19 protein-coding genes and 1 tRNA gene are annotated in these 25,665 nt (G+C 49.2%); 11 read left to right on the top strand and 9 right to left on the bottom strand.

Annotated features, from left to right (window positions below):
• Positions 1 to 282: 282 nt before the first annotated feature.
• Positions 283 to 468, top strand: a complete 186-nt coding sequence (locus tag STSP1_RS08975; RefSeq protein ID WP_077540241.1) for a hypothetical protein — start codon at positions 283 to 285, stop codon at positions 466 to 468.
• 514 nt (positions 469 to 982) lie between these two features.
• Positions 983 to 1,378 carry a four helix bundle suffix domain-containing protein gene (locus tag STSP1_RS08980; RefSeq protein ID WP_085756017.1) on the top strand — a complete coding sequence of 132 codons (396 nt, stop codon included), beginning with the start codon at positions 983 to 985 and terminating at the stop codon, positions 1,376 to 1,378.
• A 58-nt stretch (positions 1,379 to 1,436) separates the two neighbouring features.
• Here the strand turns inward: STSP1_RS08980 and STSP1_RS08985 are convergent.
• Both STSP1_RS08985 and STSP1_RS08990 read right to left on the bottom strand, forming a co-directional pair.
• Positions 1,437 to 1,509 (bottom strand) — tRNA-Glu (locus STSP1_RS08985).
• Positions 1,510 to 1,628: 119 nt separating this feature from the next.
• Positions 1,629 to 2,060 (bottom strand): glycine zipper domain-containing protein, encoded by a 432-nt coding sequence (locus STSP1_RS08990; RefSeq protein WP_085756018.1) that lies wholly within the window; start codon positions 2,058 to 2,060, stop codon positions 1,629 to 1,631.
• 158 nt (positions 2,061 to 2,218) lie between these two features.
• On the opposite strand from STSP1_RS08990, the gene dapB reads away from it, so the two are divergent.
• The 3 genes from dapB to rnr all read left to right on the top strand — a co-directional run bounded on the left by dapB (position 2,219) and on the right by rnr (position 6,519).
• Positions 2,219 to 3,010, top strand: a complete 792-nt coding sequence (gene dapB / locus STSP1_RS08995) for a 4-hydroxy-tetrahydrodipicolinate reductase (RefSeq protein WP_085756019.1) — start codon at positions 2,219 to 2,221, stop codon at positions 3,008 to 3,010.
• Between the two features lies 1 nt (position 3,011).
• Positions 3,012 to 3,512: a GNAT family N-acetyltransferase gene (locus tag STSP1_RS09000; protein ID WP_085756020.1), complete on the top strand. Its 501-nt coding sequence runs from the start codon at positions 3,012 to 3,014 to the stop codon at positions 3,510 to 3,512.
• Between the two features lie 757 nt (positions 3,513 to 4,269).
• The gene (rnr, locus tag STSP1_RS09005) at positions 4,270 to 6,519 is read left to right on the top strand and encodes a ribonuclease R (RefSeq protein WP_085756021.1); all 2,250 of its coding nucleotides are present in this window, start codon (positions 4,270 to 4,272) and stop codon (positions 6,517 to 6,519) included.
• Between the two features lie 79 nt (positions 6,520 to 6,598).
• On the opposite strand, the gene STSP1_RS09010 is transcribed toward rnr, so the two are convergent.
• Entirely contained in the window at positions 6,599 to 7,345 is a 747-nt protein-coding gene (locus STSP1_RS09010; RefSeq protein ID WP_085756022.1) for a hypothetical protein, read from the bottom strand.
• 40 nt (positions 7,346 to 7,385) lie between these two features.
• Positions 7,386 to 9,449, bottom strand: coding sequence for a penicillin-binding transpeptidase domain-containing protein (locus tag STSP1_RS09015; protein ID WP_085756023.1), 2,064 nt, complete (start codon positions 9,447 to 9,449; stop codon positions 7,386 to 7,388).
• 681 nt (positions 9,450 to 10,130) lie between these two features.
• Here STSP1_RS09015 and nusA point away from each other — a divergent pair.
• The 5 genes from nusA to STSP1_RS09050 all read left to right on the top strand — a co-directional run bounded on the left by nusA (position 10,131) and on the right by STSP1_RS09050 (position 16,674).
• On the top strand, positions 10,131 to 11,405 hold the full coding sequence (gene nusA / locus STSP1_RS09030; RefSeq protein ID WP_085756026.1) for a transcription termination factor NusA: 1,275 nt from the start codon (positions 10,131 to 10,133) through the stop codon (positions 11,403 to 11,405).
• Positions 11,406 to 11,444: 39 nt separating this feature from the next.
• The gene (gene infB / locus STSP1_RS09035) at positions 11,445 to 14,201 is read left to right on the top strand and encodes a translation initiation factor IF-2 (protein ID WP_085756027.1); all 2,757 of its coding nucleotides are present in this window, start codon (positions 11,445 to 11,447) and stop codon (positions 14,199 to 14,201) included.
• 22 nt (positions 14,202 to 14,223) lie between these two features.
• Positions 14,224 to 14,622, top strand: coding sequence for a 30S ribosome-binding factor RbfA (rbfA, locus tag STSP1_RS09040; protein ID WP_085756028.1), 399 nt, complete (start codon positions 14,224 to 14,226; stop codon positions 14,620 to 14,622).
• Between the two features lie 27 nt (positions 14,623 to 14,649).
• Entirely contained in the window at positions 14,650 to 15,858 is a 1,209-nt protein-coding gene (locus tag STSP1_RS12640) for a hypothetical protein (RefSeq protein ID WP_193432578.1), read from the top strand.
• A gap of 63 nt (positions 15,859 to 15,921) precedes the next feature.
• Positions 15,922 to 16,674, top strand: a complete 753-nt coding sequence (locus tag STSP1_RS09050; protein ID WP_085756029.1) for a YebC/PmpR family DNA-binding transcriptional regulator — start codon at positions 15,922 to 15,924, stop codon at positions 16,672 to 16,674.
• Here STSP1_RS09050 and STSP1_RS09055 read toward each other — a convergent pair.
• The gene (locus STSP1_RS09055) at positions 16,652 to 17,644 is read right to left on the bottom strand and encodes an alpha/beta hydrolase (protein ID WP_161491690.1); all 993 of its coding nucleotides are present in this window, start codon (positions 17,642 to 17,644) and stop codon (positions 16,652 to 16,654) included. The genes STSP1_RS09050 and STSP1_RS09055 overlap by 23 nt on opposite strands.
• Positions 17,645 to 17,873: 229 nt before the next feature.
• Between STSP1_RS09055 and STSP1_RS09060 the strand changes: the two genes are divergently transcribed.
• The gene (locus STSP1_RS09060) at positions 17,874 to 18,977 is read left to right on the top strand and encodes a formylglycine-generating enzyme family protein (RefSeq protein WP_085756031.1); all 1,104 of its coding nucleotides are present in this window, start codon (positions 17,874 to 17,876) and stop codon (positions 18,975 to 18,977) included.
• A gap of 140 nt (positions 18,978 to 19,117) precedes the next feature.
• On the opposite strand, the gene STSP1_RS09065 is transcribed toward STSP1_RS09060, so the two are convergent.
• The 4 genes from STSP1_RS09065 to STSP1_RS09080 are packed head-to-tail and all read right to left on the bottom strand — an operon-like array spanning position 19,118 to position 25,520.
• Complete coding sequence (locus STSP1_RS09065) at positions 19,118 to 22,228, bottom strand: efflux RND transporter permease subunit (protein WP_085756032.1); 3,111 nt, start codon at positions 22,226 to 22,228, stop codon at positions 19,118 to 19,120.
• On the bottom strand, positions 22,221 to 23,420 hold the full coding sequence (locus tag STSP1_RS09070) for an efflux RND transporter periplasmic adaptor subunit (protein WP_123807026.1): 1,200 nt from the start codon (positions 23,418 to 23,420) through the stop codon (positions 22,221 to 22,223). The genes STSP1_RS09065 and STSP1_RS09070 overlap by 8 nt, the downstream gene beginning before the upstream one ends.
• A 37-nt stretch (positions 23,421 to 23,457) precedes the next feature.
• Positions 23,458 to 24,825 carry an efflux transporter outer membrane subunit gene (locus tag STSP1_RS09075; protein ID WP_085756034.1) on the bottom strand — a complete coding sequence of 456 codons (1,368 nt, stop codon included), beginning with the start codon at positions 24,823 to 24,825 and terminating at the stop codon, positions 23,458 to 23,460.
• 23 nt (positions 24,826 to 24,848) lie between these two features.
• Positions 24,849 to 25,520 (bottom strand): TetR/AcrR family transcriptional regulator, encoded by a 672-nt coding sequence (locus STSP1_RS09080; RefSeq protein ID WP_085756035.1) that lies wholly within the window; start codon positions 25,518 to 25,520, stop codon positions 24,849 to 24,851.
• Between the last annotated feature and the right edge of the window lie 145 nt (positions 25,521 to 25,665).

Raw genomic sequence — 25,665 nt, forward strand, 5'->3', positions numbered from 1 at the left:
TGAATCGCAGCTTTTAATCTGCTATATTAACAGCCAATGAGATTTGGAAGATTCATTATTAGAGGCTATCCAAGTTGAGAAAAGTAAAAAAACCAGAAGAACAAACCCGGTGAGCCAGAACGTAAGTTCCGGCGAGTCGGGTTTTTTCTTTGGTGAAACGAGACACGTATGAACGAAAAAGAAAAGTTAAATACAAACCGCTTCGGAGAATAAGGAGTATTATTCTTGAAGCGGTTTTTTTTGTGTTAATTAAAAAACATTATTTATTCACGGAGGTGAACTATGGATGCACTGGAACAGAAGGTAACCAAGACTCTTGAGAAGTCCGGATGGCGTACAGAAGTTAGAGACGGCGTAGATATGGTCGGCTATCGACCTCGGACTAAGAAGATGTTCTACGGCAACATGTTCCACCTCTGCCACGACCACGAGATTGATATGGTGCTTAAGCACGATTACTCTCACTAAATAAGTCGTTGCAGTATTTTCCTTTTGTTTATCATATAAGGGCTGCATGAGTTTTGCTTTTGCAGCCCTTTTTTTTAAGAAATCCATCGCGGCAAGACCCGCATAGATTTCACAACTGCTATCAGTGTGCGACAATATTTTTTGGCAAAATGCAAATCATCATGCTGCAATGCTTTGTAGAATTTATTGTTATCTATATTACTGAGCCAGTCCGCCTGCGGCGGAAAACTCGCTAAGGATTTTTTGTCTGCGGGTTTCGTTGGCGAGTAGGGGCGAACATGCGCGAGTGATCGCCTGTGCAGCGTGAAAATTCTGCGAATAAAACTTATGCCTATTGCCTTCTCATTGCCTTTTGTCCACTTATTTCGTCCGCCGAAGGCGGACTACATGCGTGGCTCTGATTGTCGTTAGTATTCCGCAGCGATTTTACAAGGCAAACATTTAAACCGAGCCGCACGTGGAGGCCCGCCGCAGGCGGGCCGGAACAAGCGGATAGATTCGGCTTTAAAAAGCTTTGCCCAAAAAAATTGTCGCACTCCTCAATATTTCCAGCAGGCTCGCTCAGCTTCCCCCCGAGCATCCGGCTTTGATGCGATTCAAGTCGAGAAGATGCAGCAGCTTGCAGCAATTCAGGGAATGGATAATCTCAGAGAGAAAGATTAAGACGCCCACAGACATCCACGGACAAACACAAGATGAAGGCGTGGGAGTCCGTGATGGACGGTGCAGAGTCTTTGTGAGCCAGGAGCTGGCAGCGAACGGGGCATTATCGCTTTTAAATCTTGCGTGCTGGCTGCTGGATAAGCAGATCTACTGCCTCGCGGAAAAATTTGAGCAGGAAGGCGGGTTTTCAGAAAGAATGCATCGAATCAGAAAGCAGAAAAGAGATGGCAATCATAATCAGCATTGAAAACCGTGGAGCGGGGGAATAAAAAAAGCCGCCTCCGTCGTTTGCGGAAGCGGCTCAATAGCCCCAAGGAGAATCGAACTCCTGTTTTCAGGATGAAAACCTGATGTCCTAGTCCACTAGACGATGGGGCCTTATGGAGAGCGGGGAGTCCCCGCGGAATTAAACAGGAACGGGTATGATACAGACTCGCCCAGCCATTTCAATTTTTTTTTGCGAAAAATTGAAAAATTTTCTCCGCTCGTGTTCATATTTATGAGCCGTATGCGGCTTTGATCTGGGCTTTTGTCGGTAGGGTGGAATATGTTTCGCCCTGCGGTCCTACCCATTTGCCGTTGATGTATCTCAGCGTAACCGAAGACTGCGAGCCGTTGCTGTTTTCAAAGGAGACAGTTTTCTCGATCGTCTCGGAGTCTGAAGGGCTGTAATTCTGCTGCTGGGCGGGGGTTTGTGATTGTTTCCGCTGGTTTTCCTTATGCTTGCCCACGCCGTAGCCCACAGCACCGCCAACGCCGGCACCGATAGCAGTGGATTCGGTATCCCCGCCTACGGCCTGTCCGATAGCGGCTCCGATTCCTGCTCCCAGAAGCGTTCCAGTGCCCGATTCGCTCTGGCAGCCCGCTGCTGAGATAACCAGTCCGATCGCTGCGGCCAGAAGGAATGTGTTTTTGATCAATGAGCTCATTTTATCTTAACCTCGCAAAATGATATTTCTAAAAACCTTGAAACATACTGTAAATACTGATATATTGCTGTATTAGTTCGCTGAGTGCTGAAAACCCTGCGAACTTGCAACTTATAACAATTTTAACTGAACTTTCAATAAATTTGAAGGAGTTTTTTATGACAAAACTGGTAATAAACGGTGCTGCTGGAAGAATGGGCAAGAGGATTCTTGCGTTGGCTGTGGAGAGCGGGGAATTCGATATTGTGGGGGCTTTGGAGCACAGCTCCTCAGAGCTTCTGGGCAATGATGCCGGCGAGGCTGCCGGAATCGGGAGGATCGGCCTGCCTCTGAGCTCGAGGAAGCCGGAGATTGCGGATGTTATGATCGATTTCACCCTCGCACCTGCCGCCGATGAGACAATCGAATACTGCCAAAACGCAGGAATCGGCCTTGTTATGGGCACTACAGGGCTCTCTGACGAGCAGATAAGTAAGCTCGAGCGGGCGGCAAAGGATATCCCCGTGATATACGGGACGAATATGAGCGTCGGGATGAATTTCCTGTTCGAGATGGTGGGCAAATTCGCCAAGATGCTGGGCGAGAAATATGATATCGAGATTATCGAGCATCATCATAAGTTCAAGAAGGATGCCCCCAGCGGCTCTGCCACAACCCTCGCCGAGAGGATTGCCGAGGAGACCGGCCGCGATATGCCCGGAAGCGTGCAGCACGGAAGGCAGGGACCCGATTCGCTCCGCAAAGACGGCGAGATCGGTATGCACGCCGTGCGAGGCGGCGATATAATCGGCTTCCACGAGGTGATGTATTCCACGCTCGGGGAAACTGTTACCGTTCAGCACAGGGCGCACAACCGCGATAATTTCGTGCGGGGGGCGATAAGGGCAGCAGGCTGGCTTGCCGGCAAAGAGCCGGGCTGGTATAAGATGAAGGATGTGCTCGGGCTGTAGGATGGCGGAATTTGTGAAAGTTTGGGGCGAGGAGCTTATCCGACGCACATCAAGGCTTGCCTTCGCAATCTGGAGAGAGCATTATATCCCGATTGTAGGCGAGGCGCAGGTGGAGTATATGCTGGATAAGTTTCAGAGCGAGCGGGCAATAGCCCGGAGCATCGCTGAGGGCTGCGAATACTGCCTTACCACAACTGCCGGCGAGGATGCGGGGTATTTCGCCCTGCAGATTGAGCCTGAGAAGAAGGCGTTTTTAAGCAAGTTTTACGTAGCCAAGAGATTCAGAGGCGAGGGGCTTGGCAGAGAGAGCCTTGAATACGTTAAGCAGCTTGCCGAAGCCGGCGGTGCAGATGAGATTTACCTCACGGTGAATAAGAACAACTCCGATTCGATCAGGATCTACGAGAAGCTCGGTTTTGAAAACCGCGGGTCTATCGTGATGGATATCGGCGGCGGGTATGTGATGGATGACTACAAGATGGTGTTCGAGCTGGGAGGCTGACCGGCCGGCGGAGAGGGGATTTTTCAGCCGCTAATCAGTACTTATTTTTCACTAATGATTTAAGATAAGGTTCTTTTGATGGAGAAAGCCAATTTAAAATTAATATGAAATCTTTATCTCATCCTGTCAATCTTGTTAATCCTGTCTAATTTCTTGCCTCCCTCTCCGCCTTCGGCGGACAGGTTCGGTTTAACTCTCTTTTACATCAGAGAAAACATTTTCATAAATGAGAGGGGAAAGCTCTCTGCCGGAAGAACGTTTCACCGCAATACCAAACTCTTCTCCAATGTTTAAATTGTATTTTTTACACGGAGATATCGGAGGAAGCGGAGAGATATTTTTTTAACCACTAATCAGCGCTGATTTTTCACTAATGATTTTGCCACGAGCTACTCTGCCATCCGCCGCAGGCGGACTTGCAGCTCTGCTACTCTGCCACGAGCCACGAATCTATCCGTTTGTTCTCCCCCTGCGGCGGACTCCACGTGCGTCTCTGATTGTGGCTAGTAACACGCAGCGATTTCACGAAACGAAATATTTAAACCGAGCTACGCTTAAAATCCTCTGCAGGCTGGACGGAACACAAAGCTTTGCCAAAAATATTCTCGCACACTAGAGCAAACTTTTCAGTGAACTTTGTATGCTTGAGGGTGTATTAAGAATTTTTAAGCGGTTTTTATCTCATATTATTGTTTGGTAAATCCCAGCTAAAGGGTTATAATCCCGTTTTATTAAATTTGCAAAAGGACAAGATTTTATGAAAAGTCTTAAAAACAGGATTCTGAAATTCGTAAAGAATTCTGAATATTCCCCCGTAACTGAAAAAGAGCTCGCGGAGATGCTCGGAGCTGATGATAAGCAGCAGAGAGAGCAGTTCAGCGAGACTGTGCGGAAGATGCTCGAGGAAGGTCTGCTGGATCTCGGTAAAAATTCCCGCATCACCCTGCCCAGCTCAGGAGATGTTGTGAAGGGCACATTCCGCTCAACGAGGCAGGAATTCGGCTTCGTTTCCCCGCTCATTGCCACAAGAGACGGCGATCTCCGCATAGAACGGCACAATATAAACGGTGCGTGCGACGGGGATACCGTGGAGGCGAAGGTAATACGAAGGCGCCGCAAGGGCAAGAAATTCCTGCTTGCCGGCAAGATAACAAAGGTGATTGAGCGTGCTAAAACCACCTCCACCGGCACACTTTATAAGAATGAGGGCAGGTGGATGATTGTCCCGGACGGGAATTTCTTCAAGGCCCCGTTCTTCGTTGACGACCCGAAGATCAAGGGGGCAAAGCAGGAGGATAAGGTTTATTATGAGGTGCTGAAGTATCCAAAGGATAAAAACTTCGGGAAGGCCGTGATAATTGAGGTTATAGGCAGGGCGGGGCTCTACGAAACCGAAATCGAAGCTACTGTCAAGAATTTCGAGCTTCGAAGCGGATTCGATGAAAAATGCAGGAATCAGGCGAGAAAATGTGCAGAAGTTGATTTCAAGCCGGGCAAGGGCTATGAGGATATCCGCAGCAAGGAGCTTATCACAATAGACCCAGATACAGCCAAAGACTACGACGATGCTATCAGCCTCGAATTTGATGAAGAAAACAACCCCGTGCTGGGGATCCATATTGCAGATGTAAGCCGGTTTGTAACCGAGGGCTCAGCTCTCGATGAGGAGGCAGGCCTTCGGGGAAACAGCGTGTATCTGCCCGGAAGGGTTCTCCCGATGCTCCCGGAGGTGCTCAGCAACGGCGTATGCTCGCTCCAGCCGCACCAGCCGCGATTCGCCAAGAGCGTTTACATCACATACGACAAGCGGGGCAGGGTAGTCAAGAACAAAACCAAATATGCCAACAGCCTGATTCAGTCTTCAGCGAGGCTCACCTACAGGGACGCAGACAGGATGCTTCAGGGCGAAAAGCTCGATTTCCCGCAGGAGATCAACAAGCTGCTCAGAGATATGGATATGCTCGCCCGCCGGATCGAAAAACGCCGCGAGGAGGACGGGATGATACATCTCGACCTGCCGGATATAGACCTAGTGCTAAACGACGACGGCGAGGTGGTTGATGCAAACCCCGCAGACCAGAGCTACCCGCATACGATAATCGAGATGTTTATGGTGGAGGCGAATGAGGCGGTTGCAAGACTGCTCGAGAGCTTCGATATCCCGTTCATCCGCAGGATACACCCAGACCCGGACGCCTTCAGCGCCCAGAGACTTGCGGATTTTGTGAGCGTTTGCGGGATGAAAATGCCGCCAAGCGCAGACAGAGAATCCCTGCGCAAAATCCTCGATAAGGTTCGCGGAACGGGGCTGGAGTATGCAGTGAATAATGCCGTGCTCCGGAGCCTTCAGAAGGCGGTTTATTCGCCCGAGAACATCGGCCATTATGCCCTCGCTTCCCGTCATTACACCCACTTTACAAGCCCCATCAGAAGGTATGCAGACCTCACCATACACCGCCTGCTCGATAAATATCTCAAAGAAGGCAGGCTCAGCGAAAAGATGGAAATCCCCTCAGAGCAAGACCTTGTCCAGCTTGGTACGCATATAAGCGAAACGGAAGACAAGGCGGAGAACGCCGAGAGAGACCTCAAGAAGGTGCTGGTTCTTCAGATGCTCGAGAAGAAGGTCGGCGAAACACTCGAGTGCTACGTCTGCGGTGTTGTGCGCAAGGGGATCTTCGTTCAGTGCAAGAAATTCGGGATTGAAGGATTTATACCTTCTGAGCAGCTCGGGCCGGACAGATGGGAGTTTCACGAGAAATCCCAAACCCTTACCGGTCAGCACAGCGGAGTGCGCGTGCGGATTGGGCTGGAGATAGATGTTACCATCTCGAATGTGGTTGTTCCGATTCGCCAGATCACCCTGCTGCCAAATGAGCCGCTCGTAAAAAAAACAGAACTCAAACCCAAACACGAAAAGAAACACAAGTTCAAGGCGAAAACCAAAGACAGGCGTTCATACACACAGAGCAGAAAAAGACGCAAATCCAAACGAAAGAGCAAATAGCGGGATTCGCCTTAAAGGGCTGATGATTTACGAAACGCTTTATGCTTGCCATCCTGCCTTCAGGGGCGCTGAGCAGCTTTTACTCTGGTTTTTTTGTTTTGATTTCCTTCAGCTTTCTGAAAACGAAGGTGAATACGCAAACCATAAACGGCATAACAATCACCGTTGCGAAACCGTAGGTGTACAGCGTGAGCAGGAATGCGGCGAATACCGTGAGGATAAGCTTGAGCATTAAGCCGTGTTCGCTGCCGGTCATGGCGAGGCTGGAGAGCACAGACTCCCGCACAGTCATTTTCGTTTCGGCGATAAAGAAAAGCGCAAAAATCATCCTCATCACCAGATACGCCGACACGCCAAAGGCAGCAACAGTTCCCGTCCCGCCTGCAATCGCTGCAAGCCCGAGCACGCCCGCTGCAAACACCGGCACAAGGGCTGCGATATGCATTGCAAAGTAGCAGCCTAAAATCCGCCAGAAGCAGTCTGAACAGTTTGTGAGCATTGATGCTGAATGCTCCTTTTCCTCCAGCATCGCCCCCGCAACGCGTATCAGCCCGGTTATTAGGCAAACCGCTATAAGCTGGGTAACCACTGAGAGCATAAAGATTACTCCAAGCGAATTTGGCGAGAGCTTATTGAAAAACTTTATCAGGTCGGTTTGTTCGCCGTAGCCCTGCGAGAAAAGATAAACCACAATCGGCACCTGAGCGAGGGTCATTATGATAAAGAATATCGCACCGTATTTGAGCAGTGCCTGCCAGTTGGCCTTATAGAAATCGTATGCCTTGTTTAACAGTTCGAAATAGTTCAGTTTTTTTCCGTCGTCCATATATCCCCGTAAAATAATTTTTCAAAACCAGACTGCTAATTTAATCGAAATAGCCGCATTCTTCAATCACTTTAAAGAGCTCTCTTCCAAGCGGGGCTCCGTCTCTTGCCCCGCTCTGTCCGCCTTCCACGATCACAGCGATCGCAACAGTGGAATTCTCAGCCTCGATGTAGCCTGCGAAAAGGGCGTTTTCAGGGTTTTGGGTGGAGCCGGTTTTTCCGTATATCTCAACGTCCAGCTCCATTAGCTCCGAACCCTTGAACTGCTTGTATGCAGTGCCGTGAATCTTGTTTACCACCATCCAGAGCCCCTTTTCGACGTTTTTAACCGTTGCCTCAGACCAGCCCAGATCCTGCTTTCTCAGCGGCTCGGAGATGTTTGAATAAATTACTGGCCTCTCAAACACCCCGCCCCTTGCTATAGATGCGTACAGGTTTGCGATTTGAAGCAGACTCACTCTCAGATTTCCCTGCCCCATTCCAAACCAGCGTTTCTCCCCGTTGCTAAGCGGCGGGATCCCCTCAAAGCTCGTTCCTTCGGGGGTGTTGTATCCGCTCCATATTATGCCCCGAGATTCGGGGAGGTTTCTGTCTTCAGAGGGCATATTTTCCACCTTCCATCCCACAAGCGAGAAATCAATCGGGCAGAGAATCTCCCTTCCGAAGCCTGCGGCGAAAAGGTGTTTTTGCAGTTTGCGGGGCTCGAGCCTGTGAGCGGCTTTAGTGAAGTACACATTGCAGCTGCCGCGAATGGCGTTTCTGCCGTTGTTCCCGCCTTCACCCTCAAACTGATAATCATGGCAGCTCCCGAGCCTCTGAAGCCAGCAGCGCGGCCAGTTCTCGTCGGCCGGCAGAGAGCAGCTTATTGTTTCATCAATGCCCACTTCCCCCTCCTCCAGAGCAGCGGCGAGGATAAGCGGTTTTATCGTGGAACCAGGCGGATAGAGCTTTTCGAAAGCCTTGTTCACGGAGGGTTTATTTGGATCAGATATGATCTGGTTGTAGTTTTGCCTTGCGTTTTGCAGATTGAAGCCGGGCTGAGAAACAGCGGCAAGGATCTCTGAATTGCGTGCATCAATGACCACAGCATTGCAGATCTTATCGCTGTTTGGATTCCTCAGGGGGTCTTTGAGCAGCTTCTCAATCTTTTCTTGGAGTTTGATGTCGAGGGTGAGGCGAACGTTATCGCCGAATTCCCTTGCCTTCTCTTTGGGAGGCCTGTCCCGCTTTGTGTACACAATCTTGCCCCGCCTGCCTCTCAAGAAAGGCTCGCATATCCTTTCAGTTCCCGCAAACCCCGCCACTTCCTTCTCTTTGTAGCGAATGAGCTCGTCGTTTTTGAAAAGCTCTTTATCGGGCTGTGAGGGGTTAACCCAGCCGATAATCTGCGAGGCGGTTTTCCCGTACGGGTATTTCCTTCTGCCCCTTGTGGATATCTTAACTTCGGGATTTGAGGAAAGGGTGTTTTGGGCGTGATAAATCTTGTCCTGAGAGATATCGGCAACAGCGAACCACTTATTTTTCATCTCCCAGAGGTCGTTTACAAAGGCCTCTTTAGCGAGCCTCTCACGCTGTGGAAGGCTGTCGAAATCGGATATTGAGCTGGAATTGGGGAAGTTTCTCCGCCAGGCGAAATACCTTCTCAAACGCCACATCCTGTCGTTGATTTGCGATATTTCCTGTTTGATTTCCTCAAGGCTTGCCGGCGAGAATTTCTCTGCATATTCGAGGATCGTATCCAGAAGCTCAATATCAGAGGCGAGCTGATTTTCCCAATACTCCCTCGCCTCTTCCAAGCCTATGCCCTTATCCTCCGAGCGGACGATAGCGTTAGCAAGCCAGAATCTCTCATCAAGCAGTCTTGAAAGCTCATAGCGAATCATCAGCTGGAATACGGGACTGTCAACAGCGAGTTTCTCGCCGAAGCGGTCGGTGATGCTGCCCCTTACAGTGGGCAAAACACGTGCCGATTTAACGCCGGTGCGGGAGATCTGGTCCCTGGTTGCCTCGCAGTGAACGAGCTGGAGGTTTACCAGCCTCGCTGCGGTTATGCAGAGAAGAAAGATAAACACAGCCACTATAAACTTGATTCTGCCTTCGTACATCCGATAAATTTATTCTGAAATATGTTTACATTGAAGAAAAATTCGGCTGGGAGAGCCCGCTTTCAGCAATATTGAGAATTCGGTTTTTTGGCTCAATATTCACGCCGGCCATTTTCAGCTCAAAGCCTTTTATCGGCAGACTGAACACTGATAATATTGTATATTTTGCTCCGGGCAAATCAAAAATAGCCCGTTTTCGATTTATTTTCCCTGTGCCGGTCAATTTTTCTCTGTTTACTTCGCTTTTTTGAGCCGTATTTGAGAGATACAAAGCTTGCTTGTTCTGGCTCTCATTTTGTCTTTACGGTGAACTTTTTATTAAGTTTTTTCACCTTCAGCAGTTAGATTTTCCAAAATAATATTATAAGCAGTTGACACGCCTTAGCGGTTGTATTAGAATAGCTCCAGTTGCAGTGTCAGCTAACTGCGAACTGCGGCGGGAAATGTCTAATTAATTATAAAGACACGGAAGTGTCTTTTTTTTGTGAACAGTTTACTTATAGCGGGTTTATGCTTCGTTATACTGAGAAAAATATTTTTAGCAAAGGCGATTGCAGATGATTACGTAATTGCTCCGGTTTTCGAGCTGCTGCGGCAGGCGGCGGTGTATATTTTTGTCAGTTATAGAGAGGCGGCGCCCGTGGGTTCCGCTTTTTTGTTTTTATATGGAACGGAAAAAATATGAATCAGGAACTTGTCAGGATAATAGAGAATATAGCCAGAGATAAGAATATTGATCTGGAGTCGCTTTTTCAGGACCTCGAAACAGCAATGGCTTCCGGTGTGCGCAAATACTACGGCGTTCAGGATGCCGAGTACACCATCCATATAGACAGAACAAGCGGAGAGATAACGGCGTATATGGACGATGAACCGCTTGATATAAGCGTTATGGGCAGGATAGCCGCTCAGACGGTTAAGCAGGTAATGATTCAGCGGATTAAAGCAGACGAGCGAGGCAGCATCTTTGCCGAGTTTGTCCAGCGTAAAGGCGATATAATCACAGGTACAGTTCTGCGGAAAGAACGCCGCAAAAAGATTGTCGTAGGCCTTGGAAACCGCGTGGAAGCCGAGCTGCCCAAGGACGAACAGATAGCAGGCGAAAACTTCCGCCCGGGCGAGACAGTTCGAGCCCTCGTAACAGAGGTGAAAGAAGGCACGAGTCAGGTGAGGATCGTTCTGTCTCGAACGCACCCTGATTTTGTCCGAAGGCTGTTTGAGCTTGAAGTACCGGAAATTGCAGACGGCATCGTTGAGGTTCGCTCGCTTTCGAGAGAAGCGGGATACCGCACGAAGATTGCTGTGGAATCAGTTGACGATCGAATAGATCCAATCGGTGCGTGCGTAGGTGTTCGAGGAAGCAGAATCAAGAGCATTGTGGATGAGCTCAGCGGGGAGAAGATTGATATAGTCCCGTGGAGCGAGTCTTCTCAGGCATTCATTATCAACGCTGTAAAGCCGGCGGTTGCCTCGGAGATCACCCTCTGTTTTGAGCTCGGCAAGGCGGTAGTAGTGGTCCCGGAAGACCAGCTCAGTCTCGCTATAGGCAAGCACGGGCAAAACGTACGTCTTGCTGCAAGGCTTACCGACTGGGATATTGAAATTCTTACGCCTGATGAATATAATGAAAGCGTAGATACACTTAATAATGCCCTTGAACATCTTTTAGAGGGCGAGCCGAGGCTTGTGGATGAACTGATAGCCTTGGGCATAATTTCCCTTGACGATCTTGATGAAGTGGGCGCTGAGCCGCTCGTTGAGGAGCTGAATTTTGAGCCCGAGCTGGCCGAAAAGGTTATTGAGGCTGCAAGAGAAAAGCTCAAAGAGGAATTCCCGGAGCAGGCAGAAGGTGGTGCTAAAGCCGCTGAAGAGCAAGATGCTCAGCAAGAGGATGCTCAGCAAGAGGATGAACAGCCCGAGCAGCAGTCAGACCTGCAGGAAGACCGGGAAGAGTAAAAGTTTCAGGGTTTTCGAGCCCAAAAAGGGAGCAATAATTTGGCAAAACCGGTAACAAGAGTTCATATTTTAGCTAAGGAACTTGGCGTTAAGAGCAAGGTGATTGTGGAAAAATGCCAGGCAGAGGGTATGGATGTGAAAAATCATATGTCAACCCTTTCTGCTGGGCGTGCAGCTACAATCAGAGAATGGTTCTCCGCTGGTGAACACAACACCACTGTGGAGACCGCTGCTCCCGTTGATGATAAATACCGCGTAGAACAGCAGAAGAAAAAGGCCGAAAAGGCCGAAACTCCTTCACAAGAAGTACAGCCCGAGCAGCAGGAACCTCAGGACCAGAAAACTGCAGGGGAAAAACCTGTGCCCAGAAGCAAACTCACCGGCAAGACCTCCAAAAGGCATAAAGCTCCCGCCAAGGCTGAAAAGCCGGCGGGCGAAGGGCATAAACCCGAAGAAAAACCGGAAGAAAAACCGGAAGAAAAAACCGAAGAAAAGCAGGAAGAGAGCTCTGCTCAAAAGACGCCTGCTTCCGCTGAGAAGGAAGAGAAGAAAACCGACGACGGCAAAAACCCTCAGATGGTTGAGCTTCCAAAGGCTGAAGACATCAAACCGGCAGGACCGAGGCTGGATGCGCCGGCTCCTGCGAAGCTGAGCGGGCCGAAGGTTGTGAGGATGGAGTCTGTTCACAAACCCAGACACCACAAAAAGAGGCCTGCAAAGAAGGGCGAGGAAACAAAGCAGCATTTCAAAAAGAAACCTGAGCCTGCTTCGCCTCAGCCAGTACCGGAATCTGCTCAGCCCCAGCCGGCCAAAAGCAAAAAAGATAAGAAAAAGAAAGAGCACAAAGGCGGAGAAGACGAAAAAATCAAAACCCCGAAGATTGCCAAGAAAAGCAAGCTCAGGGGCAGGGATGTTGAGGAAAGAAAAGCCCGTCTTGCTGCCGCAAGAGGCAAGAAAGTGGGCTTCAAAACCCCGCGCAAGATAGAGTCCAAGAAGAAGGACGAAAAGCAGCAGAAAACAGCAGAGCAGCAGCGTCCTAAAAAGGCCGTAATCTCAGAGCCGATCAGTGTTAAGTCTCTCTCATCTGCCCTTGCTGTTAAGGTGAACGATATAATCCTTCAGCTTATGAAGCAGGGAGTGATGGCGAATGCCAATCAGAGCATCTCTGTTGAGGCGGCCGAGCTGGTTGCGCTGGAGTTTGGCGTAGAGCTTGAGATTGAACACCAGAAGACAATAGAAGAACAAATCAGCGAGGAATTCGAAAACCGTGAACGCAAAGAAGTTAAGCGTCCGGCTATCGTAACGATGCTCGGCCACGTTGACCACGGAAAGACCTCGCTTCTGGATAAGATTCGCTCGGCGTCTGTGGCATCAGGCGAGGCGGGCGGAATCACACAGCATGTCAGCGCTTATCAGGCTGAAATTGGCGGAAAGAAAGTAACCTTCCTCGATACTCCCGGGCACGCTGCATTCACCTCAATGCGTGCAAGGGGAGCCAATATGACAGATATTGTTGTGCTTGTGGTGGCAGCAGACGACGGCGTGATGCCTCAGACAGTTGAAGCTATCCGGCACGCACAGGCTGCTGAGGTTCCGATAGTGATTGCGCTGAACAAGATAGATATCCCGGGCGTTGACACCAACAAGATCTACGGCCAGCTTGCCGAGCACGACCTTGTGCCCACAGAATGGGGCGGACAGACTGATGTGATAAAAACCAGCGCCGAAACGGGCGAGGGAATCAGCGAGCTCGTTGAGCATTTAGATCTCGTTGCAGATATTAACGAATTCAATGCAGACCCGGGCATACCCGCAACAGGCTGGGTAGTTGAGGCGAGAATGACCACCACTCAAGGCGTGGTTGCCACTGTGCTCGTTCGCGAGGGCTGCATGAAGAAGGGCGATGTGATCCTTGCAGGGCCGGGCTACGGAAGAATCCGCTCAATGAAAAACAGCTTCGGTAAATCGCTCAAGGAAGCGAAGTCTTCAATGCCGGTAGAGGTAACAGGGCTCAGCGATGTGCCTTCTGCGGGAGACAAATTCTTCATACTCAGAGATATTAACAAGGCTCAGAAGGCCGCAGAAGAGATTAAATCCCACGCAAGAGAACGCAGGCTCTCGAAACGCTCGCAGGTTACTCTCGACAACCTCTTCTCACAGATTGAAGCGGGCAATGTTCAGGAGCTGAAGGTGATTATCCGTGCTGATGTCCAGGGCTCTGTAGATGTGCTCCATAAATACATCTCCGACTTAACCACAGACGAGATTAGAATAAATATCATCCACTCCGGCGTAGGCGGAGTAACTGAGGGTGATGTTGTTTTGGCAGAGGCCTCCGATGCGGTGGTTATAGGATTTAATGTAGTTCCTGATGTGAAAGTAAAACAGCTTGCTGATGCCAAGGGCGTTGATATAAGGCTCTACAATGTGATTTACAGAATCACAGAAGACCTAAAGGATGCAATGTCTGGTATGCTCGCTCCGGATGAGGTGGAGCAGAGCCTCGGCCGGCTGAAAGTTCGAGATACATTCAGGGTTCCGGGAGTGGGCACTATTGCCGGCTGCTACGTAACCGACGGGAAGGTAACAAGAAACAGCAGGGTAAGGCTCATCAGGGATAATATTGTAATAAAAGATAACGCTTCTGTAGAATCATTGAAACACTTCAAGGAAGATGTTCGTGAAATTAAAAGCGGATATGAATGCGGGCTGAAAATCGCCGGCTATGATGATGTGAAAGTGGATGATCAGATAGAAGCTTACGAAATTGTAGAAGTAAAAAGGACGGTAGAATAAGTCCTTAGAAGGCTGGTGCTCTATGAACAGTTCCAGAAGGCAGCTTCGGGTGGCCAGAGTTATCCGAGATATAGTGAGCGAGGCTATCGGGGAGCTTCAGGACCCGAGAATAAAGTCGTTTGTAAGCGTCAATTCAGTGGAGTTATCGCCGGATCTGCGGTATGCAGACGTGTTTTTGAGCTGTTTCGGCGTTTCAGAAGAAGAAAGCAGGCTTTCATTCAAGGCCATAACCCATGCAAGGGGCTTTATTCAGTCTGAGATCGCCGGCGAGCTGCAGATGAGGTTTTGCCCTTTGATAACACTGCATCAGGATATCAAGCAGGACCAAACCAATGAAACGCTGAAAATAATCGACAAGATTTCAAAAGAGCTTCACCAGAACGACAGCGATGATGAACAGAAACCTGAAGACGAAGAATAGTTGTCCCCCAATTAAGGGTAGTTGTAAATGAAAAACTCCAAGCAGTATTCAGAGAAGCTGAAAAATTTCCTTAAAAAGTCTTTCAAAGGCAGGAATTACGAATCAGCACAGTTCCCAACCAACACTGACTGTATGGTTAGGGGGATTTTAAGCGAGTTTATTTCTGAAAAGATGGTGGATAAGTGCCTCAAGCTAATGCGCGAGCACTTTGTTGACTGGAACGATCTGAGGGTATCAAGGAATGAAGAGATTATTTCTATCCTTGATAAAGCAGGGGTGAGCCCAGATTTGCAGAGGAAAATATCGGATGATCTTATTAACACCCTCAATGCAATATTCACCAATCTCGACAGAACAACCCTCGAAGAGCTTGATGAGGCAGGCAAAAAGCAGGCCAAACAGATACTTGATGACGTTGGCGGGATCTCTGAGTTTGCAGCTGATTATGTCCTGCTCTTCTTAAAGCATTCGCACGTCTTACCGGTTAATCAGTGCATTGCCGATATGCTCAAGAGCGAGGGGCTCGTTCATCCAGACTCTGAAAACAAGGAGATTAAGAATTTCGTTGTAAGGCAGATTACCAGCAAGGATACAGAAAAAACCTTCTATTTGCTCAGAGAGCTTGCTGCTGAGTATGAAGAAAAAGAGAAGGAAAAGGAGAAGTCTTCAGCGAAAAAGAAAACCGCTTCAAAGAAGGCTGCAAAGAAAACAACGAAGAAAAAATCTGCGGCTAAGAAAAAGGCCGCTCCTGCTGAGAAAAAAACTGAAGCTAAAGCTGATGACAAAAACTCAGTAAAGGCGCCTTCAAAGAAAACCTCCACTAAGAAAACTTCCACCAAAAAGGCTTCGGCAAAGAAGAAGTCTTCCAGCACAAAGAGCTCTGAGAAGGAAACGGGGGCAAAAAAGAAAGCTTCTTCAAAGACCGCCAAGAAAACAGCTAAGAAAACGGCCAAAAAAACCGCAAAGAAGACAGCTAAAAAAGCTTCCGCAAAGAAAAGCTCTGCGGACAGTTCTTCTGCTGCAAAGAAGAAGGCTTCGAAAAGCTCAGCAAAGAAAACTGCTTCCAAAAAGGTCTCCGCTTCCAAGAAAACCGGCACAAAGAAAGCTGCCTCTAAGAAAACTTCAGCAAAAAAGAAGGCTTCAACTAAGAAAACTGCCGGCAAAAAGACTTCAAAAAAGGCTTCAGCCGGCAAAAAGACTTCCGCTAAAACCAAAAAAACAAAAAAGAAAAGCTGAAATGAAAGTCTCAAGTTTGAGACTTGTAAAATATAACGATTTTAATATAAGGAATCAACATAAATGGCAGGTCATTCACACTGGGCTGGAATTAAACACAAAAAGGCTGCAAACGACGCCAAACGCGGCAAAATATGGAGCAAGATTTCACGTTTGATTATGGTAGCAGCCAAAAACGGCGGAGGCGATCCGAATACGAATCTGCCCCTGCGCTACGCCATCGATAAGGGCAAGCAGGCCAATATGCCCAAAGATACTATCGAAAAGGCCATCAAGAAGGGCACCGGCGAGCTTGGAGCTGTGAGCTTTGAGGAGGTGGTTTACGAGGGATACGCTCCCGGCGGCGTGGCGGTTATGATAGATGCGCTCACAGACAACAGAAACAGAACAGCCCCGGAGATTCGAAAGCTCTTTGAAAAGAGAGGCGGGTCTATGGGGACAAGCGGCTGCGTGAGCTATATGTTTGCCAAAAAAGGCATTATTTTCATCTCTGCTGATAAGGCCGATGAGGAGCAGCTTATGGATCTTGTCCTCAGCAGCGGAGCGGATGATATGGAAAACCACGGCGATATGTACGAGATAAGCTGCGCTCCGGAGGCATACAACGACCTTAAATCTGCGATTGATGATGCAGGCATTGAGGTAGAAAGCGCTGAGGTGGCGATGGTTCCCGATAACAACGTGGAAATATCAGACCCGGAGAAAGCCCAGAAAATCCTCAATCTCATAGAGTCTTTCGAAGAACACGATGATGTACAGAACGTGTACTCAAACTTCGATATTCCCGATTCGGTTATGAAGCAGATTGAATCTTAAAGCTCTCTGCCTTCTTTGATGGTTTCGGAGAATCGAAAACAGTCTGATAAAACTGCCAGTAGCTGGAGGATTTTTCCAAAACCTGCATAAGCTGAGCGGTATCGTGCTTCACGCCTTCTAAAACGATAAACTCATGAGGGATATCAAGGCCTTCTAAATGCCTGTGAAAATCAACATTATCGGGCAGACAGTAATCTTTATCCCCAATAATCTGACGGATTTTCAGATTCCCGCGAATTTTATCTGCATTTTTCTCTGCCAGATAACACGGGCTGAGTTTTTTGAAGTATTCCTGATCAGAGCCGTAAATTTTCCTGAGAATCCGCCTGCGGGTTTGAGCGTTCCCTTTCGGCCCTATCGAAGGGGTAAACACCTCCTGCAGCGGCCCTGAACCCCGCATCGACACAGCGCAGAAAATCTCTGGATATTTGAAGCCGATCCTCGCTGCTCCGTATCCGCCTGCGCTGTGGCCGGCGATCATACGTCCTGATTTCTCCGAAATAGTACGGAAATTTTCGTCTATATGCGGGATCAACTCCTTGACCAGCAGCGATTCTACCGGCGTTTTTCCGTCTTTCGAATCAACCCACATCCCCTTTCGAAGCCCGTTTGGATACACAATAATCATTGGCGGTATTTTTCCAGCCCGCATAGCTCCGCCGAAATGCCCAGAAAGCACGGCAGGCCCTCTGCCCCCGCCTGCTTGATAATCCTGTGCAGGGCGGCCTCCGCTGCCGTGAAGCCAGTACATAACTGGAAAATGATTTTCCCGCTGCATACTATACACCTCTGGAAGATAAATATGAAAGCTCACCTCCTGCCCGATTATCTTGCTCTCAAAGGTACTCTGCTGCAAGCCCTCTGCCTTCAACGCCCGTGAAACCCATTCTATAGAATCCTCGTTTCCCGCGCTGGCTGCTGCGAAAGCTGCCTGAAGAATACCGATAAAAATTGCTGCTGAGTTACTCATCTTATTCCCCTTCATAAATTGATTTAACCATACCCTTAAACTCATACCAGCGCCGGTTTGGATTGAAAGACGAGAAATCTGCGGATATTATTTCAAAAACTTTCCCGCACCGATTGAGAGCATATTAAAAAAAATCGGATTTTGAAAAAAAACGTTTGAACGAGGGGATTTCGTGGTAAAATACCTGTAGAGAATTTTGTACGGTTTTTAGGTATTAAAGGAGTATAAAATGAAGTATCTTATTGTTTTATTATCAACCCTTTTTATCGCAGCATCAGTTTCAGCCGCTTGGGATCCGGCAAGCGATATTAACAACGATGGGATTGTTGATATTGAAGACTTCTCCCGCCTCTGTATGCACTGGCTGGAGGTAGAGTTTGTGCAGGTGCCTGTTGTTGAGGGTATGGATTATAATGATGCCGAAGCTGCGATACTCGCCGCCGATCTCGTCGTAGGAAACGTAAGCCAGCGATACGATGAATCAGTTCAGAAGGGGCATATTATAAGCCAGAGCCCCGCCGGCGGGGAGAACGTTTCGCCCGCAAGCGCGGTTGATTTGCTTTCATCTAAGGGAGCAGTGGGCGATGCTGCCGGAATGACATGGGTTTACATTGAGGACGACGGCTCGAATATGAAGGACACCGCAGGCAATCCTATTGACGGGCAGGGCGGTTTCACCGGCTATATGAGCAAGTATGAAACCACAAACGCCCAATACTGCCAGTTCCTCAATGATGCTGCTGCGAGCGGGGATATCAAATTGGTTAGCGGCGTAGTTACAGGTGCAGACGAACAGAACGACCTCGTGTATTACGATACCACTCAATCTTCCAGCCAGATTGCTTGGTCAGGCGAGGTTTTCTATGTGGAAACGTTCGAGGGGCAGGATGTGAGCGGATTCCCGGTTGCGTGCTTGAGCTATTACGGAGCAAAGGCCTTCTGCGACTACTACAGCTGGTATCGTCTGCCCACAGATTTTGAGTGGCAGGCGGCTGCAGATTTCGACGGCTCGTATGTGTATGCAACTGGAGCTGCGATAGACTTCTCCAAAGCAAATTACTATGAAGACGGCGTTTTCGCCAATCCTGAAGGATTCTCAAGCTTCCCATACACATCTTCGGTTGGGCACTTCGGCGAATTCGGCTACGGCCTTTGCGATATGTCGGGGAATGTATGCGAATGGACAGAATACGGCGCTTCCGGCAATTACAAAACCCTGCAGGGCGGAGGCTGGAGCAACGATAAGTCTTACTGCAGCGTATCACATAAGATTTATCAGCAAAAAGACTTTATGAGCCATAACTACGGCTTCCGCGTTGTGCTGGATGAATAACCTTAAATAGGGACAGCTGCCTGTTTCTTGAATATAAGCTATTTATTGATAAACATCTGCAAATAAAGCTTAAAACTTCAGAAACGGGCAGCTGATCGCAGCTAAATGATTTACCGCTTCGGTTTTCTGCATTCTGTGATTCAGTTTTCTGCAAACCTGAAGCGATTGAATTTTTCGCCGAGCATTTTTACATCGTCCAGTATTACATACAGGCACGGCACGAGGATCAGTGTAATAACGGTTGCAAAGACGATCCCGAAGCCCAGCGATATTGCCATCGGAATCATAAACCTTGCCTGCCGGGAAGTTTCGAAGATCATCGGCGCAAGCCCCCCGAACGTTGTGAGGGTGGTGAGCATAATCGGCCTGAAACGTCTCAGCCCCGCCCTGTGCACGGCCTGCAGGGGCGTGGAGCCTTCGAGCTTGTGATTGTTTGCAAAATCGATCAGCACGAGCGAATCGTTCACCACCACTCCCGCAAGCGCAACCACGCCCATCATACTCATAATGCTGAGCGAATATCCCATCAGTATATGCCCGAGCACAGCCCCGATAATCCCGAACGGAATCGCCATCATCACAATCACTGGCTGCCAGTAGCTGCGGAACGGAATTGCAAGCACCGCATAAATGCACAGAACCGCCATTATCAGCCCGAGGAAAAGCGCTTTCATACTTTCGTTGAAGTCTTCCTGCCGGCCTTCCCAGCCGTATGAAAGGCCCGGGAAGTCTTTCTTCACCTCGGGGAGTATCTCTTCCATAAGGGCAGTCTGCACTTTGCTCGTCTGGCTTATCGGCTCAACATTCGCTGTAACCTGAATCACCCGCTTGCCCTCTTTTCTGTCGATTGTAGTGTACGACCGGCCGATATAATAATCTGCCACCTGCAAAAGCGGAACGTCTGTACCTGAGGGCGTGCGAACGAGGAACTGCTCTATGTCATACTCGCTCACTCGCTGGCTTTCGGGATACTTCACTCGCACCTGCACTTCGTTTCTGCCTCTCTGCTGCCTTACTGCCTCTGCTCCGTAGAAGGCATTTCGCACCTGCGAGGCGATTCCCGCTGCGGTCAGACCGAGGCTTCGTCCCTCCGGCTTTATCTTGAAGTTGTACTGCCTTTTGCCCGGCGTATATCCGTCGTCAACATCTTTCACATTGCCGAATTCAGAGAGCTCTGCGGCCAGAGCCTCCCCAGCGTTTTCGAGTATGCCGATATTTCTATGGCTCAGCTCAACGGTAATCGCAGCTCCCGAGCCCGGTCCGCCTCTGTCGGCTTCGAAACGAAGCATTTCAAGCCCGGGTATCTCTCCTGTATTTTTGCGCCAGAGGCGGGTAACCTGCGTTGTTGAGAGCGGTCTTTCGTCGGCATCTGTGAGAAAGAAACGCACAGAAACATTGTTCCCGTTAATAACTGAATACAGCCCGCGGGAGAGATTGTCTGTTCCGTTCTTTTCGGCGATATCTCTTCCAGCTTTCACTAATATATCCTCCACCTCTCTTGCGTCTTCCAGCGGTGCTCCGAAGGGCAGCTTTGCAGAGGCATAGGCAAAATCAGATTCCACGCGCGGCATAAGGATCGTCCCGATTCGTCCGCTCTGGACGTAGCCGAGAATGCCGATAAAAATCGCTATTCCTGACGCTATAACCACATACCTCCATCGGAGCAGGAATTTCAGCAGAGGGCCGAACTGATTGGTTATGAATTTTTCATATTTTCTGCTGAATGCCTGCTGATACTTATGGATTTTGGAGATAAGCCAGCCTTCGCGTTTATGCTGTCGTGAGAGGTGCGCAGGGAGAATGAAAAGCGCCTCAACGAGCGAAATTATAAACACTGTTGAAACAACCAGCGGGATTACCTTCCATATCTTGCCCACAAAACCGGGCACAAACATAAGCGGCATAAAGGCCACAACGTTGGTAATAATGCTGAATGTTACCGGCCCTGCCACTTCCCTTGCACCTTTGACAGCAGCTTCAAGGAAGTTTCCGCCACGTTTTCGGTATTCGTATATATTCTCGCCCACAACGATTGCATCATCAACCACAATACCAAGCGAGATTATAAATGCGAACATCGATATCATATTTATTGTTACCCCGAGCCCGGGCAAAAACAGCAGTCCGCCGAGGAACGAAATCGGGATACCCATCGTTACCCAGAAAGCCAGCCTTATCTCAAGGAATATACCCAGCGTTAGAAGCACGAGCGTAAGGCCGATGAAGGCATTCTTCAAGAGCAGCTCAAGCCTCTGACGGTAGATATCAGAGCGGTCTCTGGTGATAACCCAGTCTATCCCGGGCGGGATGCTGCTTTCTATCGACTGCATCGCCTCATTCACGCTCTCAGACACACCGATGGGTGTCTGCTTTCCGATTCTGAATACATTTATCCCGACTGCCCGTTTGCCGTTGAAGAAGCCCTCGGTTTTCGTGTCTTCGAATGTGTCTGTTACCTCCGCTATATCCCTAAGATAAAGCACAGACCCGTCATCATTGGTAACAATCGGGATACGGGCAAACTCATCTGCCCAGTCTTTCCTCTGCATAATGCGAACGAGGATATCGCCGGAATCGGTGCGAAGTGTGCCGCAGGGAATCTCCTGAGAGTTTGTGTCTATGATCCTTGATACCTCGCTGAGGGTGAGGCCAAGCCCGCGAAGCTTGTTCTTGTCTATCTCTACGTATATCTCATAATCGCGAACGCCGGAAAGGTCCACCTGAGTTATGCCCTCGCTGTTGAGCAGACGGTCCCGCACCTGCTCTGCCACCTCGCGCAGTACCCACTCGGAGCTGTCTCCGTAGATCTGCATATCGATAACCTGCCTGCGTATTACGTTCAGGTTTACCTCCGGTTCCTCGGCATCGTCCGGAAATGTTATAATCCTGTCCACCTCCTGCTGGATATCCTGATACACCTTCTGCTGGTCTGCGCTTTCCAAGAGCTCCGCAGTTACCACGCCCACCCCTTCAGAAGCGTTGGCGGTGATCTCTTTCACCCCGTCCAGACCGCGCACGGCCTCTTCAACCACAAGCACAATCCCCTGCTCTACTTCCTCTGGGCTTGCGCCCGGGTAAGGAACGGTGATTGTAACTCTGTCCAGATCGAATTCAGGGAACACCTCCTGCTTTATCTGCGAAGAAAGCAGAAAGCCCCCCACAAGAAAAACAATCATCAGCAGGTTGGCCACAACATGATTCTTGGCCATCCATGCGATTGGGCCGGTGAGTTTAGTATGGCTGTTATTCATAGGCGTTCTCCTCGGCTGCTGCCTCGCTTATTCGGAGCGGCATACCCTCCACAGGAGCGGCGATATCGGATGTAACCACTGTGTCGGACTCTGTGATTCCGCTCTTTACATAAACAAAACTGTGTTCTCTGAAAACGATTTCAGCCTTCCTGATTTCGAGTTTATTATCCTCTCCGACCACCCATAGGGTGTTGTTGTCGTGGATGTACCTTCTTTTGAGCCGGAAAACATCTTCAATCGTCCTGCCGTGAATCCGGCACCTGAGATACGCTCCGAAAAGGATTTCCTCTCCGCCTTTGTTCTGCTCATTCAGGCAGAACGGGTCTTCCGCCTCCACGAGCACCCTTGCCATACGCCCGTTTTTCTCGAGCGTGCCTATAAGCCGAAGGACAGAGCCTTCCCTGAATGCATCCGCAGGCCATACAGAATCGTTGTAGATTTTAACCTTTGAGCCCTCATTCCCGCTTTTCTGCGGCAGCTCAATCCATTTGAGCTGCTTTTCCGGAACGAGCACCTCGATCCAAGCTGCTTCTGTGCCCACCAGCTCTAAAACGCCTGCAGATGCATTTGCCAGCTCGCCGAGCTCAACGTTTTTCTCATTTATTCTTGCATCAAAGGGGGCCTTTATTACGCATCTTTCGTAGTTTTTCTTTGCTCTTGCAAGGGCGGCTTCTGCGCTTTTTACGTTCGCTTCTGCCTTTCGCAGCTGCGGCTTTTTCAGCACGAGAGCCTTGTCTTCTTCGCTCAATTTCTCGCCCATCATTTCATAATCACTCCTTGCAGCACGCACATTTCCCTTCTGAATCTCTAAATCGGCCTTTGCAGAGCTCAGAGCGCTTTGGGCTTTTTCAAGATCGCTGAGGTAGTCTGTCTTTTCAATATGCACAAGCTCGCTGCCCGACTGTACAAAGCTTCCCGGGATGAGCCTGTCAGCTATCCATTCCACCTTGCCCGAGACCTCCGGTCTTAACGAAACTGTCCTTGCAGGCTGGGCTGTTCCCATAGCCCGCACTTCGGCGGGATAATCACCCTTTCTGAAGCTCTCGGCTGTTACGAGCCTCGCCTGCTTTTCGGGCTTTCTTTTTTTTGCCTCCGGTTTGTTGTCGAGCTGATACTTCGCTATTAACAATCCGCCTGCTATTATCAAAAGAGGAAGTATTAAATTGATTGAAATGTTGAGTAGTTTCTTCATATTTATTCGTATGTCCCTGTTTGATTTTGCTAAAAATTCAGCTGCTCTTCTCCCAGCCTCCTGCAAGAGCCCTGCACAGTGCTATTCTCGCCTTAACCAGATTAAGCCTTGAATTCACGAGCGAAATCTCGAGTTCCTGCTGGTTTTCGATTGCATTGAGCAGGTATATATATCCCTGCTGGCCGTTTATGTACTGCTGTTTTACAGACTTTGTGTTTTTCTTTGCCATCTCGAGCTGTTTTTGCAGGCTCCTGAAATACTCATTCTCCCGCTGCTCGGTTTCGAGTGCATCTTCCACATCCTTCACAGCCGTAATAACGTTCTGGCGGTAGCTGCTTATTCGCTCCTGCAATACTGCCCTTGCCCTGTTTGCCTCTGCCTCACGCTTGCCTGCATCGAAAAGCGGGCCGGTGAGTCCGGCGGCAATCGAGCCGAGCCAATTGTCGAAAACGTCTTCAATATCGCTGTCTGCTCCGGAAAGCGAGCCGGTGAGAGTGAGCGAGGGATACTGCTGGGCGATAGATGCCGCTGCAGAATAGTCTGCAGAGCGAACGGAATTCAGCGAGCTGATCAAGTCCGGCCTTCGCTGGAGGAGCGTGGCAGGTACCCCCGCCTCAGGAAGCGCGGGCAGCTTGGGGATTTCTGCTTCGGGGTCGGCAGAAAATTCTTTCGGCTCTCTGCCCAGAAGAACAGCAAGCTGATTCTCCAGAAGATTAACGTTTTTCCCAGCATTTATAAGCCTGCCTTTTGCCGCCTCAAGAAGCCTTTCCTGACTGTGAACATCGGAGGCATTTGCCATTCCCTGACGGTACTGCATCCGTACAGTTTCGAGCGATTTGAGGTTTGTTTGAACCTGCTTTTCTATAATCTGCTTCTCAAGGAGTCCAGCTTTCAGGTTGTACCAGACTTCGGCTATATCAGCGCTCAGACTGATTTTGGCGGCTGTCAAATCCTGCCGGCTTGCCTCAAAGGTTTTCTGCGCTGCCTTCTGAGATGCATCAATGCGCTTCCAGAGGTCTATTTCATAGGAGGCTTGAAGGCCGGCGGAAAACTGATTCGAGTAAGCGGTTTCGTTCATTGCCTTGCTTCTGCTGCGCGAGCCCTGAGCCGAGTAGTTCACCTCGGGAAGCTTTCCTGCGCCAGCTTTGACAGCGTTTTGCCTTGCCTGCTCCATACGTGAGTAGGCGGCTTTGATTGTGAAATTGTCTTGCAGGGCATCTTCTATAAGCCCGCTGAGCCTCTCATCGCCGAAATGCTGCCACCATTTCTCAGGCAGCTTAGCATTGCCATTTCGGCTAAACTCCGCTGGAATCTGCCGGCTGGTCTCAATCTTCTCCGGCGATTTTGTGGAACAGCCTGAAAGAATGAATGCAGCAGAGAAGAGATATAAAAGTGTTATTTTCATATTTGCTTTCCGTTTTAACGAAACTAATCTTTCTGCTCTTGGCAGTTTTCTGCAATCTTTCTTATTCCGGCAAGAGAAAACTGGTAGATATGCTCAGCGATTTTCTCAAGACCTGCCTCACGGTTTTTCGAGTCTGGAATAACGCCGGAAAATATGTTTTTCGGCCCAAAAGCCCCTTTCGCCTGCATTACACCAAGCACTATGCACTGATTGATTATGCTCATTGCGCAGAGTTTTACCTGCCGCTCTTGCGCGTTTGAGCCCAGAATCTTGCGTACAATAGATTCAAGCAGCTCTGCCATTGGCAGGATCACCTCATGCTTAATTTCTTTGAGGATTTCGGTTTCCTGACTGAGCTCGTTTGAAAGTATCTTTCCGGCTGAGCCGAGCTTGCCCGGGTTGAGAAGCTGATAAACCTTTGCCTGAATAAATGCCCGAAGCTGATCTTCAGGCGGGGCATCCTCTCCGAGCCCGCCGTCGAGGGGGTATTTCTCGAGGGCTATTGCGAAAGCCCGCCGCCATACCTCCTGATAGAGGCGGTCTTTAGAGCCAAAATAATAATTCACGGAAGCTATGTTTACCTCCGCTTGGCTGCAGATCTGGGCGATTGTGGCGTTTCGATAGCCTTTTTCGGAAAAAACTTCCATTCCGGCCTCAATCAGCCTATCCTTTACCTCTTTATGCGTTTTTGGCATTTTCTTCTTTCAATTAAACGAACATTTCAAATGCTTATTTGAATTATGCGTTTGAACTGAGAATGTTCAATTATTTTTTATTGTGAGAATAATTTTTTGCCTAATCAGACAAAAGGAAGAGATAAAGGCTCACAGACAAACAAAG

The sequence above is a fragment of the Sedimentisphaera salicampi genome, from assembly GCF_002117005.1.
GTDB classification, from domain to species: domain Bacteria; phylum Planctomycetota; class Phycisphaerae; order Sedimentisphaerales; family Sedimentisphaeraceae; genus Sedimentisphaera; species Sedimentisphaera salicampi.